Genomic DNA, 14,047 nt, shown 5'->3' on the forward strand with positions numbered 1-14,047 from the left:
GGCCAGCATGGGAACTCAGAGCAGCAAGGCTCCTGATCTCATCGCTTGTTGGGCGTGCGATGCGTCAGCCACTCTTCCAGATAGTGGATGTTGGTGCCGCCTTCCATGAACTTGGAGTCGACCATCAGATCCTGGTGCAGCGGAATATTGGTCTTGATGCCTTCCACCACGGTCTCCAGCAAGGCCGTGCGCATGCGGGCCATGGCCTGCTCGCGGGTATCGCCATAGGCAATGATCTTGCCGATCATGGAGTCATAGTTGGGCGGCACGAAGTAATTGTTGTACACATGGGTGTCAACACGTACGCCAGGACCTCCGGGAGCATGCCACATGGAGATGCGACCTGGCGAAGGGATGAACTTGTACGGATCTTCAGCGTTCACACGGCACTCGATGGCGTGCCCCTTGAACTCGACCTGGCGCTGGGTGAAAGGCAGCTTCTCGCCGGCAGCGATCATGATCTGGGTGCGCACGATGTCGATGCCCGTGATCAGCTCGGTGATGGGATGCTCCACCTGCACGCGGGTGTTCATCTCGATGAAGTAGAACTCGCCGTTCTCGTACAGGAACTCGAAGGTACCCGCACCGCGATAGCCGATCTTCTTGCAGGCCGCAGCGCAGCGCTCGCCGATCTTCTCGATCAGACGGCGGGGGATGCCGGGAGCCGGCGCTTCTTCGATCACCTTCTGGTGACGACGCTGCATGGAGCAGTCGCGCTCGCCCAGATACACGGCACTCTTGTGCGTATCGGCCAGCACCTGGATCTCCACGTGACGTGGGTTCTGCAGGTACTTTTCCATGTAGACGGCAGGATTGCCGAAAGCAGCGCCGGCTTCAGCCTTGGTCATCTGCACGGCATTGATCAGCGCAGCTTCGGTGTGCACCACACGCATGCCGCGACCGCCGCCGCCGCCCGAGGCCTTGATGATCACGGGGTAGCCGATAGTCTTTGCAATGCGCTTGATGAGTGCGGGATCGTCGGGCAGTTCGCCGTCCGAGCCGGGCACGCAAGGCACGCCGGCCTTGATCATGGCTTGCTTGGCCGACACCTTGTCACCCATGGTGCGGATGTTCTCGGGCGTCGGGCCGATAAAGGTGAAGCCGCTCTTTTCCACGCGCTCGGCAAAGTCGGCGTTCTCCGACAGGAAGCCGTAGCCGGGGTGGATGGCTTCCGCATCGGTCACCTCGGCAGCCGAGATGATGGCCGGCATGTTGAGGTAGGACAGTGGGGAAGGAGCCGGACCGATACACACGGCCTCATCGGCCAGCTTGACGTACTTGGCATCACGATCGGCTTCGGAGTACACCATCACCGCCTTGATACCCAGCTCACGGCAAGCGCGCTGGATGCGCAGGGCGATCTCGCCCCGGTTGGCAACCAAAATTTTCTTAAACATGAAGTTCCTCGCAGCTTGGTGCCTGTGCCGCAGCACAGACCACTGCCAATGACTCAGTCGCGCAGCCAGTGGCTAGCGCACCTCGGCGCTGCAATGCGAACTGCATGCAACGCCTCATGATCTATCACTCGATCACGAACAGAGGCTGGCCGTATTCCACAGCCTGGCCGTTTTCACCCAGAACGCGAACAATGGTGCCGGTCTTGTCGGCTTCGATCTCGTTGAGGATCTTCATGGCTTCGACGATGCAGATGGTGTCGCCTTCCTTGACCTGGCTGCCCACATCCACAAAGGCCTTGGCGCCAGGGCTGGAGGCACGGTAGAAGGTACCGACCATGGGCGACTTGACCACATGACCTTCTACAGCAGCAGGGGCAGCGGCCGCCACGGGAGCAGCGGCAACGGGAGCGGCAGCCAAGGGGGCAGCCATCACAGGAGCCGCCTGCACGGGGGCAGCAACGTATTGGTGGACCACACCTTCGCTCTTGACGATACGGACCTTGCCCTCTGCTTCGGTGATCTCCAGTTCCGACACATTCGATTCGGACACCAGATCAATAAGGGTCTTGAGTTTTCGCAAATCCATGGGAGCTCCAGCGACGTAATTCTAAACAGGGCGCGAATTTACCTCAAATTCGGCCTTCTGCGTGCATTGGCAGATATTTTTCACTAACGTCGCCATGGAATTTAGTTACCTACACTTTTCTGACGACAAGAGCAATGTTCATTCGCTCTATTTGCTCCAATCTGTCAGATCTTCGCTGGAAAGCTCGCCTATTTTACGTTGCCGCACTTGTCCCTTGGCATCAAAAAGAACCGTGAATGGCAAGCCCCCCTGCAAGTTGCCCAGGCTTCTGCTCAGCCCCAATCCCCCTTGCATGGCGATGGCTACCGGGAATTGCACGGGCTGGCGCTGCAAAAAACGCATCACTGCTTCGGATTTGTCGACCGCCAACCCCACGACCTGAATGCCTTTTGCGCCCTGCTGCACCGCAAATTCGCTGAGCATGGGCAGCTCCTTGACACAGGGCGGGCACCAGGTGGCCCAGAAGTTCACCAGCAGGGGACGGCCCTGTAAACCAGCCATGGCAAAAGGCTTGCCATCGGGGGTTTCAAACGTCTGACTCCACAGCTGTGCCTCGACGCCAGGCCCCATGGCCTGTGGCTGGCTGCGCCACCAGGCCACACCGGCGCCGGCCCCGGCCGCCACTGCGGCCACCGCGCCGGTCAGCCACAGACGGCGCGAGCCATTGGTCGACTTGTTCTCAGGGGTGTTTTCACTCATCTCAGCTCTCCTGCAGCAGCTTGCGCAAGGCTTTGGCGTCGCCACGCGGGCTTTGGCCACGGCTGTCGGGCTTCATGGCACCGCGCATATCATCATGGTCGTAGACCAGCAGATGCACGCCCACGGTTTCATTGATCGGCTTGCACAGTGCATGAATGGAAAGCGCCTCGACCGGCTTGCCCTGAAAGCCCGTGACCGTGCTCGGCTCGTATTGCACATGATTGTTGATGAGCGCTATTTCGGCAGACTTGGGGTCATCACAGAACAGCTGCAGATAGATATCCGACAGCCGCGTGGCCGTACCGCGCCAGACCGCCCCAGCCAGATGCGGACGAAACTCCTGCAGCCTGTCCATCCAGAGCAGGGCCAGCTCGCGCAGTGCCTGCAACTCCTGCGGCTGGGTGTCGCCGCAGAACAGCTCTATATATTCACGCACCGCTTCTTCAAGCTGATCGTTGTCGGGCAGCGCCGTGCGGCCGGGCAGGCCAAGCTGACGCACGGCTCGCTGCTTGGCAGGACCCCATTCGAGGCCCTCCTCCACCACCAGGCGGGCCGCTGTCTGAGCGATTTCAGCAGTCACGTTATCCAAACTCATAGCGCTATTTCATCACGCCCGCAGCAGCAGGCGCGGCGGGTCATGCACGCATTGTGACCCAGATGAATGACCGCGCTTTGACCTGGACCGTACAGACCAAGCTTTTGATAGCTGCTAGCACCCGCTTCGTATCGAACTGAAAGTGAAAACACATTTAAATCCATATAAATCATGCGCAACCAGCTATCAATTTGATAAGAAAGGTTACCGCCAGCACCCAGGCGGGCCATGGCTCGCCTTCAGGTCATGCAGGCAAACGTAGAATCCCCGGCCATGCACATACATATTCTGGGCATTTGCGGCACCTTCATGGGGGGCCTGGCCGCCCTGGCACGAGAAGCCGGTCACAAGGTGACGGGCTGTGATTCCGGCGTTTACCCGCCGATGAGCGATCAGCTGCGCCAACTGGGCATCGAACTGATCGAGGGCTATGGCGCTGACCAGATTGCGCTCAAGCCCGATATGTATGTGGTCGGCAACGTCGTCAGCCGCAAACGTCTGCCCGACGGATCGCCCAAATTCCCGCTGATGGAAGCGATTCTGGACACCGGCGCCGCCTATACCAGCGGCCCGCAATGGCTGGCCGAACATGTGCTGCGCGGTCGCCATGTGCTGGCCGTGGCCGGCACCCACGGCAAGACCACCACCACATCCATGCTGACCTGGGTGCTGGAGTGCGCGGGTCTGCAACCCGGTTTCCTGGTCGGCGGCGTGCCGCTGGACTTTGGCGTCTCCGCCCGCCTCGGTGCGGCCCAGCGTCCCGTCGCGGGCCCTGGCCCCGTCGGTGACGAACCCGTGTTTGTGATCGAGGCCGATGAGTACGACACCGCCTTCTTCGACAAACGCAGCAAGTTTGTGCACTACCGCCCCCGCACGGCCGTGCTCAACAACCTGGAATTCGATCACGCCGACATCTTTGACGATCTGGCTGCCATCGAGCGCCAGTTCCACCACCTGATACGCACCGTGCCGTCAACCGGCCGCGTGGTGAGCAATGGCCTGGAAGAAAGCCTGACCCGCGTGCTGGCCCAGGGCTGCTGGAGCGAAGTGCGCAGCTTCGGCTCGGCTGTCAGCGATTTCAGCGCCGATGGCGATCCCAGCGACTTTGCCGTGCTGCACCGCGGAAAACAGGTGGCGCAACTGCGCTGGAGCCTGACTGGCGTGCACAACCAGCTCAATGGATTGGCCGCCATCGCTGCCGCCGACCATCTGGGCGTCAGTGCCGAGGCGGCTTGCGAAGCCCTGTCGCGCTTTCAGAATGTCAAGCGTCGCATGGAGCTGCGCGGCACCGTGAACGGCATCGAGGTCTATGACGACTTCGCCCACCACCCCACAGCCATCCGCACCACCCTGGACGGCCTGCGCCGCAAGCTCGGGGCAGAGGCCCGCATCCTGGCAGTGTTCGAGCCTCGCAGCAACACCATGAAGCTGGGCACCATGAAGAGCCAGTTACCCTGGTCGCTGGAAAGCGCCGATCTGGTCTTCTGCCACACTGCGGGCCTCGACTGGGATGCCGCCGAAGCACTGGAATCCATGGGCGTAGGCGCCGGCCAGCGCGCTCAGGTAGCGGGTGATATCGAGACCCTGATAGCGCAGATCAGTGCCGTCGTCCAACCTGGTGACCATATCGTCTGCATGAGCAACGGCGGCTTTGGCGGCATCCACGCCAAGCTGCTGCAAGCGCTGAAATAAGCCTCGAACACAAGCAAATGCCCGCTCAACGCGGGCATTTTCATCAGCGATCTTCAAAACTGGCATGCCTCCACATAGGGACAGCAAACAAGAGCCGTCTCGCAGCTAGGCTGTCGCCCCCTCCGCGAAGCAGAGAGGGGGAAGCCGCAAAGCGGCTCAGGGGTGTCAATAACTAATCGACATCGCCGGCACATCCACCCGGATCAAGGGCTTGGACAGCACAGCATGCGCTGCCAGGGCATAGCTGTTGCGCCAGTCTTCGTTGTCAAACAGCTCGGGGCGATTGCGCGCCTCACGTGCAACCACCACCAGCTTGTCAGCCAGCAGCACCTTGCCCGTGGCCCGCAAAGGCTCGCATTCGAGCGAGACAAACTGCTGATCTAGCCAACGTCGGCCCTCATCCGAACTTATGGGGGGCAGCGACTGGGTATCGACCCGGTATTCACGGTCGCCATCCAAAACCACGATTACTTCACTACGCATAAATCTCCTCTGACCTGGTGACTCTTGCACCATTCGTTGTCGTGGCCACAGCTTAATGGTGACCGCGGTGCTGAAGATGCTGCAAGCTGACGGTTTGCAAACAGCTGCGGCAAACAATGCAGGCCTCAAGGGCTTGCATCAAGCATCACAGTGGTTACGGGAACATAGGCTGCAAAGCCATGCAAAATCATTAAATTTCATAGCATCATCTGCACGCTTTGCATGAATATAAGGTCAAAACAGTGTTTTTCAAGTGCCATTACGGTCTCGTAACCCGCCAGTTATCGACATGGTGCGCCCTGTCTTGAAAACACGATGACAAGACTCACATAGTAGGCAGCTCTTTGACGAATGCCAGTTTGCAAGGCCGTTGCAATGCCTTCAGGAACCATCACCATGACCGCTGAAAACATCCACCAAGAAATACGCGAGCATCTGCTGCAGCTGGAGGCCGAACTGCAAGTCCAGAAGCTCTGGTCTGCTGTTGCCCCGGACCCCAAGGCACTGGAGTCCACCACGCCCTTCATGTATGACACGCTCAAGCTGCACGAGTGGCTGCAATGGGTGTTCATCCCGCGCCTGCGCGCCGTGATCGAGGCCAAGGGCAGCCTCCCCCACCAAAGCCATGTCTATCCGCTGGCCGATCACGAGTGGCAGCAGCGCACCGACTTTGACAAGCAACATCTGCTGCGCCTTCTCAATCGCATCGATGCCACGCTCAACGGCTGCGATATGACGCCGGAGCCGGCACCAGACACCAAGCACTGAGCCGGCAGACAACCCGCTCCACTCCATCTGGAAAAGCAAACAGGCCACAGGGAACACGCCCTGTGGCCTGCGTCGTTCATGCCCTCCCTGTCGATCAGGCCAGCACTTCAGCTTCCTGCTTGCTGGCGAGCGCAGCAGCGCGGCGCTGGCTCACGGCCTGCGACAGCTCTTGCAGCGTTGCCAGGGAATCATCCCAGCCCAGGCAGGCATCGGTAATGCTCTGGCCATAGGTCAGATCGCAGACTTCGTCCTTGCCAGGCGTGAACTTCTGTGCACCGCCGACCAGGTGGCCTTCGATCATCACGCCGAACACGCTGCTGGAGCCGCCAGCGATCTGAGCTGCGATATCACGGGCCACATCCTTCTGGCGCTCATGCTGCTTGTTGCTGTTGGCGTGACTGCAGTCCACCATCAGCGAAGGTGTGAGGCCAGCTGCCTCCAGATCCCGGCAGGCGGCCGCCACATGTGCGGCATCGTAGTTGGGGGTCTTGCCGCCGCGCAGAATCACGTGGCAGTCCTGGTTGCCTCCCGTGTGCACGATGGCGACCTGGCCGTTCTTGTGCACCGACAGGAAGTGGTGGCCGCGGCTGGCCGACTGAATCGCGTCTGTGGCAATGCGGATATTGCCGTCCGTGCCGTTCTTGAAGCCAATCGGCGCCGAAATGCCCGAGGCCAGTTCGCGGTGCACCTGGCTTTCCGTGGTGCGGGCACCGATGGCGCCCCAGCTGATCAGATCACCGATGTACTGGGGCGAGATCACATCCAGAAATTCGCTGGCCGCAGGCACACCCAGACGGTTGATGTCGATCAGGAGCTGGCGCGCAATTCGCAGGCCTTCGTCGATGCGATAGCTCTGATCCAGGTAGGGATCATTGATCAGTCCCTTCCAGCCCACGGTGGTGCGGGGCTTCTCGAAATAGACGCGCATCACCACTTCCAGCGTGTCCTTGTACTGCTCGCGCACGACCGCCAGGCGGCGGGCGTAGTCCAGGGCAGCGGCCGGATCGTGAATGGAACAAGGGCCGACGATGACCAGCAGGCGGTCATCTTGCGCACGCATGATGTTGTGGATGCTGCGGCGAGTGTCGCTGATCAGCGTCTCCACGGCAGTGCCGCGAATGGGGAAGAAGCGAATGAGGTGCTCTGGAGGGGGTAACACTGTGATTTCCTTGATGCGTGCGTCGTCGGTCTGGCCTGTCTTGGGAGAGCCGGCGCGATACCAGGAATCAGTGGCGGAAGTGTTCAGAGCAGTCATGGCAATCTTTCGTGAGGTGTTTGATCGTTGAAAACCGGGGGTGCTGAAACGTAGGGGTGAAAAAAAACCGCCGGGCTTTGCAGCTTCGGCGGTTCTTTGGGAGGTGTTTGCAGGGTGCGCGCGTTTACCTCTCAGCCGCCGGGGGCGAGAACCAAAAGTAAAAGAAATAGGCGCGTTGCGTTTGCATGTCTTTCAATGTAGCACAGCTCTTTTGCATTGCAACATCTGTGGCCGGCGCGGCAGTTCTGTCAAAAACAGGTTCTCCCTCTGACATGGCGCATTTTTCATAATTTTCTTTAGCGCAAGTTTTTTGCATTTTTTCTATTTTTTTTGAATTTTATTGATATATATTTCAAAAAACCCAGATTGAATGCAATTTTTCAGCGAATCGACAATATTCGCGCTCAAACACAAAAACACCCTTGAAAGACCCTGCTGGCAGGCGATTGCCGCACTCGGAAACGACAAGACCCCGGTCTGCCATGCAGAGCGGGGTCTTGCTTTGGGTGGGAAAACCCGCCGGGGGTTTCCGTCAGGCCGTGCCGCCGACCGTCAGGCCGTCGATGCGCAGCGTGGGCTGGCCCACGCCCACGGGCACGCTCTGGCCTTCCTTGCCGCAGGTGCCTACGCCCGAGTCCAGGCGCATGTCGTTGCCTATCATGCTGATGTGCTTGAGCGACTCCGGGCCGCTGCCGATGATGGTCGCGCCCTTGACGGGGTACTGGATCTTGCCGTTTTCCACCCAGTAGGCTTCGCTGGCAGAGAACACGAACTTGCCGCTGGTGATGTCCACCTGGCCGCCACCGAAGTTGGTGGCGTACAGGCCCTTCTTGATGGAGCCGATGATCTCCTGCGGATCCTTGTCGCCGCCCAGCATATAGGTGTTGGTCATGCGCGGCATGGGAATGTGGGCATAGCTTTCGCGACGGCCATTACCTGTGGGCTTGACGCCCATCAGGCGCGCATTCATCGAGTCCTGGATATAGCCCTTGAGAATGCCGTCCTCGATCAGCACATTGCTCTGGCTGACATGGCCTTCGTCGTCGACGTTCAGAGAGCCACGACGATCGGCAATCGTGCCGTCGTCCAGCACGGTCACGCCCTTGGCGGCCACGCGCTGACCGATGCGGCCACTGAAGGCGCTGGAGCCCTTGCGGTTGAAGTCACCTTCCAGTCCATGACCCACGGCCTCGTGGAACAGCACGCCGGGCCAGCCCGAGCCCAGCACCACGGTCATCACGCCGGCCGGAGCAGGGCGCGATTCGAGGTTGACCAGGGCTGCATGCACAGCCTCGTCCACGTACTGGCTGATCTGCTCGTCGCTGAAATAGGCCAGACCGAAGCGACCGCCACCGCCCGAAGAGCCGACTTCACGGCGACCCTTTTGCTCGGTGATCACCGTCACAGACAGGCGCACCAGCGGGCGCACGTCCGCCGCCAGCGTGCCGTCCGCACGGGCTACCAGCACCACATCGTATTCACTGGCAAGGCCTGCCATGACCTGCACCACGCGCGGATCCTTGGCGCGGGCCAGCTTTTCCACCTTGCCCAGCAACTCGACCTTGGCCGTGCTGTCCAGCGTGCTGATGGGGTCCAGTTCGGGATAGAGCGAACGGCTTTGTGCAATCTTCTGCGCACCCGCCTTGACGCGGCGCGTCTGGGTGGCGCTGGAGATGGAGCGCACGGTACGTGCGGCATCCAGCAGCGAGGCTTCGGAAATGTCGTCGGAATAGGCAAAAGCCGTCTTCTCGCCGCTGACCGCCCGAACGCCTACTCCCTGATCGATGGAGAAGGAGCCGGTCTTGACGATGCCTTCTTCCAGACTCCAGCCCTCGGCGCGGGTGTACTGGAAGTAGAGATCGGCGTCATCCACCTGGTGCGAGCGAATTTCGGCAAGCGCACGCGCAAGATGGGTTTCGTCCAGGCCGAAGGGCTCAAGCAGCAACTGACGGGCCGTGGCCAAGCGTTCGATGGTGGGTTCGCGGGAAATCATGAGAGCATTGTAGAGATAGCTGCAAGCCCTGACTTGTCTCGGGCTGCGCATAAAAAAGAGCGGAATGCTGCCCCACCAGGCTGAACAACATTCCGCTCCATTCACTTAGCTTCGCACTTGCCGGGTTCCGCCCTGCCCGCTTTGCATGACAGAACCCCACCTGGGTCTTTGCCGCTCCCGCTTGATCGGTCTTCTGACCCCCCAGAACCGTTTGTAAACGCTGTTTACAGTCCAGGCAAGACCTTGGACGGAACTACTGACATTTTTCAACGATCTAAGCCCGCCGCCTCGGCATACAGCTTCACATAAAACCATGACTCAAGGCTTGCAAGGCATAGGATTGCAGCTCTCCTTTTAAGAGCACTCAATCCCTATCACGGGTCTTCACGCATGGGGAATATGCCCATCACCGCCGGGGAGTTGCCGCTGGGCCCGCGACACCGACATCAGCACGCCCAGCGCCAGGCCCAGCGTGACCATGGCCGTGCCGCCATAGCTGATGAAAGGCAGAGGCACGCCCACCACCGGCAGAATCCCGCTGACCATGCCCATGTTCACGAACGCATAGGTGAAGAAGATCATGGCCACGGCCGCTGCCATCAGTCGGCCGAACAGCGAGTTGGCATTCATGGAAATGGCCAGCCCCCGCCAGACCAGCAGCAGAAAGCCGACGATGATGAAGAGATTGCCTATGAGGCCGAATTCCTCGGAATAGGCGGCAAAGATGAAGTCGGTGGTGCGCTCTGGAATGAATTCCAGGTGAGTCTGCGTGCCCGCCATGAACCCCTTGCCCCAGACACCGCCCGAACCGATGGCGATCATGCCCTGAATGATGTGAAAGCCCTTGCCCAGCGGGTCGCGCGTGGGGTCCAGCAAGGTGCAGACGCGTGTACGCTGATAGTCATGCAAAAAATACCAGCTCACGCCATCGGCGCAGAGCTGGGGTTCAAACCAGACGATGAGGAAAATGCCGACCAAGGCCAGCAACACGGGCGGCACGATGAGCTTCCAGGGCAGGCCGGCAAAAAAGATCACGGACAGGCCGGCAGCCATCACCAGCAGCGAGGTGCCCAGATCGGGCTGCTTCATGATCAGGCCCACGGGCACCATCAGCAGCACAAAGGCGATGACAAAGTCCGATGCGCGCAGATTGCCCTCGCGGCGCTGGAACCACCAGGCCAGCATCAGCGGCGTGGCGATCTTCAAAAGCTCGGAGGGCTGAATCACCACTCCCACATTCACCCAGCGCGTGGCCCCCTTCTTGGTGATGCCGAACAGCGCCACCGCCACCAGCAACACCACGCCCAGGGTGTAGAGCGGCACGGCCACCTTCATCAGTTGCTGGGGGGATATCTGGGCCAGCACGAACAGCAGGCCCGCCGCAATCAGCATATTGCGGCCATGGTCCACAAAGCGCGTGCCGTGATCGAAACCTGCCGAGTACATGGCCAGCAGCCCCGCACCCGCCAACATGGCGATAAAGAGAAGCAGCAGGAAATCAAAGCCGCGAAACAGCGGAACAATGCGTTGCAGCAGCGAGGGCTTATCGAATTCGATGGCGGACATGGGCCGCAATTATCGTGGGAGCCGACCGCCGTGCAGCTTGCAGGGTTGAGCTTTGCTGACGACTCAAGTCGGCCCACGCTCATTCCCCCCCGCCATAGGCCTTCTCCCCTGATAGTCTTGGAGCAAACCGTCCACAATGGCCGAGACAGAAGTGTTTTTTACCAGAGGAGATTGCCGCTATGACGACCACCCACCTGCTGTATCTGCATGGCTTTCGCTCCTCCCCTCAGTCCAGCAAGGCACGCATCATGGCGGACTACGTGGGCGCCAGGCATTCCAAGGTACGCTGGTGGTGTCCTCAGTTGCCGCCCTCGCCGCGCGAAGCGGCGGCCGTGATCGCCGAGGGCATCGCCAACTGGCCACGCCAGAACATGGCCGTCATGGGCTCGTCGCTGGGCGGCTATTACGCCAGTTGGGTGGCCCAGCTGGCGCGCTGCAAGAGCGTGATGATCAACCCCGCCGTCAACCCGGCCCGCGACCTGGAAAAATACATTGGCGAGCAGTCCAGCTGGCATGACCGCGAGGAAAAGTTCTTCTTTCGCCCCGAATACATTGAGGAATTGCGCCAGCTCGACACCCGCACCATGACGCCGGCAGCACCCGAGATGGTGCTGATCGCCCAGGGCGACGAGGTGCTGGACTGGAACGAGATGAGCGAGCGCTATCCTCACGCCCTGCAATTGGTGCAAGAAGGCGGCGACCACGCCCTGAGCAACTTCGCCGAATATCTGGACCGGATCGACGAATTTCTGGCCTTGGCCTGATCCCCTCGGCGACTCCATGCGCCGACCTGGGGAACGGCTGTATTGCTGCAACGTGCCCCCCTGTTCGCGGCCCTGACCGCGCGGGGGCTGCGTCTGATGTTGACCGATCTCAAGCATGAACTGAATCACTTCTGAGCACCGAATGTTCGGCTCGTGGGAAAATGCGCGGTTATGCACGCACTGTTTGAAGAAGCCGGCAAATTTCTGGCCGGGCGCATCCTCTCCGAAGCCGAATCCTCTGCCCAAGTCGAGCTGGACTCGGGCAAGCGGGTCAAGGTCAAGGCCGCCAATATCCTGCTCAAGTTCGAGAAGCCGGCTCCTGCCGAGTTGGTCGCTCAGGGCCAGGCCCAGGCCGCCGAGATCGATCTGGATCTGGCCTGGGAATTTGCCCCCGAGGAAGAGTTCGGCTTTGCCGACCTGGCGCGTGACTATTTTTCCGAATCCGCGACGCTGGCCCAGCAGGCCGGTGCGCTGTTCTGCCTGTACGACGCACCGCACTATTTCCGTCGTGCGGGCAAGGGCCGCTTCAAGAAGGCCCCTGCGGAAATCCTGCAGCAAGCCCTTGCCGCCATCGAGAAGAAAAAACAGATTCAGGCACAGATCGACGCCTGGGCCGAGGAGCTGGGCCGCGGCGAGTGCCCGCAGGCGATCCGCGAGCAGCTCTACAAGATTCTGTTCAAGCCCGACAAGAACGCCCCCGAATACAAGGCCGTGGTCGACGCCAGCCGCACCACCAAGCTGGCCCCGCTGGAGCTGCTGCACCGCGCAGGCGCTATTGACTCGTCCTACCAGTTCCACTGGAAGCGCTTCCTGTTCGACAACTTCCCCAAAGGCACGGGCTTCCCCGCCGTGCAGGCACCTCAGCCACCAGCCGACCTGCCCGTGGCCGATGTAAAGGCCTTCTCCATCGACGACTCGGCCACCACTGAAATCGACGATGCGCTGTCCGTCACCGGCCTGGGTACGGGCACCGTCACCGTGGGCATACACATTGCCGCTCCCGGTCTGGCCATCACACCCGGCGGCGAGCTGGACAAGCTGGGCCGCGCCCGCCTGTCCACCGTCTACATGCCCGGCTACAAGATCACCATGCTGCCCGACGACGTGGTGCATATCTATACGCTGGACGAGGGCCGCTCCAACCCCGCCGTTTCGCTGTATGTGCAGATCAACGAGGAGACGCTGGAGACCATCTCCAGCGAAACCCGTCTCGAACGCGTGCCCGTGGAAGTCAACTTCCGCTACGACAAGCTCGATCACATCGTCACCGAGGAATGGCTGACCGACTCCTCAATCGAGGTTGAAAATACGCCTGATTCATTGCTGGGCAAGCGCAAGGAGCTCACCTTTTTGCAGCGCTGGTCCAAGTTCCTCAAGGCCAATCGCGAAGTGGTGCGCGGCAAGCCCGAGAACTTCAACCGTCCGGACTACAACTTCCGTCTCGTCGGCAACGACGGCGCGGAGCCCAACGGCAGCGAGCAGGTGCAGATCACCGTGCGCAAGCGCGGCGCGCCACTGGACCTGATCGTGGCCGAGGCAGCCATCGTAGCCAACAGCACCTGGGGACTGATGCTGGCCGAGCACGGTGTGCCCGGCATCTACCGCAGCCAGGCCAGCCTGGCACCCGGCGTCAAGGTGCGCATGAGCACCAAGGCCTTGCCCCATGCAGGCATCGGCGTGAAAGCCTACTCCTGGGCCACCTCCCCGCTGCGCCGCTATGTGGATCTGGTCAATCAGTGGCAGATCATTGCCTGCGCCCGCCACGGCAAGACGGCCGCCCTGGCAGCGCCATTCAAGCCCAAGGATGCCGAGCTGTTCGGCATTATCAGCAGCTTTGACGGTGCCTACAGCGCCTACAACGGCTATCAGGCCGGCATGGAGCGCTTCTGGACGCTCAAGTATCTGGAGCAGAACGGCATTACCGAGCTAACGGCCAGCGTCTTCAAGGAAGGCCCCAACGGATCCTTCCTGGTGCGAGCCGACAATCTGCCGCTGGTACTGCCCGTGCTGGGTGCGCAGAACCTGCCGCGCGGCGCCCATGTGCGCGTCAAGCTGGGTGAGATCGACGAGATCTCGCTGGACATCTCGGGCACGCTGATCGAACGCCTGGATGCAGGAGCCGAAGCCGGGAGCGACGGCGAGGACAGCGCCGAGGACGATGACGACACCGTGGCCGGCCCCATCTCCATTGCAGTGGACATGAACGACGCCGATCCCGCTGCAGACCAGCCAAAGTCCTGACCTCCAAA

At 60.7% G+C, this 14,047-nt stretch carries 13 protein-coding genes; 4 read left to right on the forward strand and 9 right to left on the reverse strand.

All coding sequences use genetic code 11. The features are described 5' to 3' along the window. Positions 1-38: 38 nt before the first annotated feature. From accC to DFO48_RS25135, 5 genes are all read right to left on the reverse strand, one after another. A complete protein-coding gene (accC, locus tag DFO48_RS09400; protein WP_003081083.1) occupies positions 39-1,397 on the reverse strand; it encodes an acetyl-CoA carboxylase biotin carboxylase subunit in 1,359 nt (452 codons plus the stop codon). Positions 1,398-1,521: 124 nt separating this feature from the next. Then, positions 1,522-1,983, reverse strand: coding sequence for an acetyl-CoA carboxylase biotin carboxyl carrier protein (gene accB / locus DFO48_RS09405; RefSeq protein ID WP_003081085.1), 462 nt, complete (start codon positions 1,981-1,983; stop codon positions 1,522-1,524). A 147-nt stretch (positions 1,984-2,130) separates the two neighbouring features. Beyond that, a complete protein-coding gene (locus DFO48_RS09410) occupies positions 2,131-2,682 on the reverse strand; it encodes a TlpA disulfide reductase family protein (RefSeq protein WP_114863214.1) in 552 nt (183 codons plus the stop codon). A 1-nt stretch (position 2,683) separates the two neighbouring features. After that, entirely contained in the window at positions 2,684-3,277 is a 594-nt protein-coding gene (locus DFO48_RS09415; RefSeq protein ID WP_003081089.1) for a hypothetical protein, read from the reverse strand. Next, positions 3,274-3,507: a hypothetical protein gene (locus DFO48_RS25135; protein ID WP_138983871.1), complete on the reverse strand. Its 234-nt coding sequence runs from the start codon at positions 3,505-3,507 to the stop codon at positions 3,274-3,276. Before DFO48_RS25135 ends, DFO48_RS09415 begins: the two co-directional genes overlap by 4 nt. Before the next feature lie 43 nt (positions 3,508-3,550). Between DFO48_RS25135 and mpl the strand changes: the two genes are divergently transcribed. After that, on the forward strand, positions 3,551-4,969 hold the full coding sequence (mpl, locus tag DFO48_RS09420) for a UDP-N-acetylmuramate:L-alanyl-gamma-D-glutamyl-meso-diaminopimelate ligase (RefSeq protein ID WP_114863503.1): 1,419 nt from the start codon (positions 3,551-3,553) through the stop codon (positions 4,967-4,969). Between the two features lie 165 nt (positions 4,970-5,134). Here the strand turns inward: mpl and DFO48_RS09425 are convergent, their stop codons facing one another. Continuing rightward, positions 5,135-5,452: a hypothetical protein gene (locus DFO48_RS09425; protein WP_034350152.1), complete on the reverse strand. Its 318-nt coding sequence runs from the start codon at positions 5,450-5,452 to the stop codon at positions 5,135-5,137. A gap of 396 nt (positions 5,453-5,848) precedes the next feature. On the opposite strand from DFO48_RS09425, the gene DFO48_RS09430 reads away from it, so the two are divergent. Next, positions 5,849-6,220 (forward strand): YqcC family protein, encoded by a 372-nt coding sequence (locus tag DFO48_RS09430; RefSeq protein WP_114863504.1) that lies wholly within the window; start codon positions 5,849-5,851, stop codon positions 6,218-6,220. Between the two features lie 94 nt (positions 6,221-6,314). Here DFO48_RS09430 and DFO48_RS09435 read toward each other — a convergent pair whose 3' ends face one another. From DFO48_RS09435 to rodA, 3 genes are all read right to left on the reverse strand, one after another. Then, on the reverse strand, positions 6,315-7,475 hold the full coding sequence (locus DFO48_RS09435) for a 3-deoxy-7-phosphoheptulonate synthase (protein ID WP_114863215.1): 1,161 nt from the start codon (positions 7,473-7,475) through the stop codon (positions 6,315-6,317). Between the two features lie 532 nt (positions 7,476-8,007). Continuing rightward, on the reverse strand, positions 8,008-9,468 hold the full coding sequence (gene tldD, locus DFO48_RS09440) for a metalloprotease TldD (RefSeq protein WP_114863216.1): 1,461 nt from the start codon (positions 9,466-9,468) through the stop codon (positions 8,008-8,010). 384 nt (positions 9,469-9,852) lie between these two features. Continuing rightward, positions 9,853-11,034: a rod shape-determining protein RodA gene (gene rodA, locus DFO48_RS09445; protein WP_003068946.1), complete on the reverse strand. Its 1,182-nt coding sequence runs from the start codon at positions 11,032-11,034 to the stop codon at positions 9,853-9,855. A gap of 179 nt (positions 11,035-11,213) precedes the next feature. On the opposite strand from rodA, the gene DFO48_RS09450 reads away from it, so the two are divergent. Together DFO48_RS09450 and DFO48_RS09455 are read left to right on the forward strand one after the other, a co-directional pair. Continuing rightward, positions 11,214-11,798 carry a YqiA/YcfP family alpha/beta fold hydrolase gene (locus DFO48_RS09450; RefSeq protein ID WP_114863217.1) on the forward strand — a complete coding sequence of 195 codons (585 nt, stop codon included), beginning with the start codon at positions 11,214-11,216 and terminating at the stop codon, positions 11,796-11,798. A 171-nt stretch (positions 11,799-11,969) separates the two neighbouring features. Further along, a complete protein-coding gene (locus DFO48_RS09455; RefSeq protein WP_003081108.1) occupies positions 11,970-14,039 on the forward strand; it encodes a ribonuclease catalytic domain-containing protein in 2,070 nt (689 codons plus the stop codon). The last annotated feature ends 8 nt before the right edge of the window (positions 14,040-14,047 follow it).

The organism is Comamonas sp. AG1104 (genome assembly GCF_003350425.1).
Classification (GTDB): domain Bacteria; phylum Pseudomonadota; class Gammaproteobacteria; order Burkholderiales; family Burkholderiaceae_C; genus Comamonas; species Comamonas testosteroni.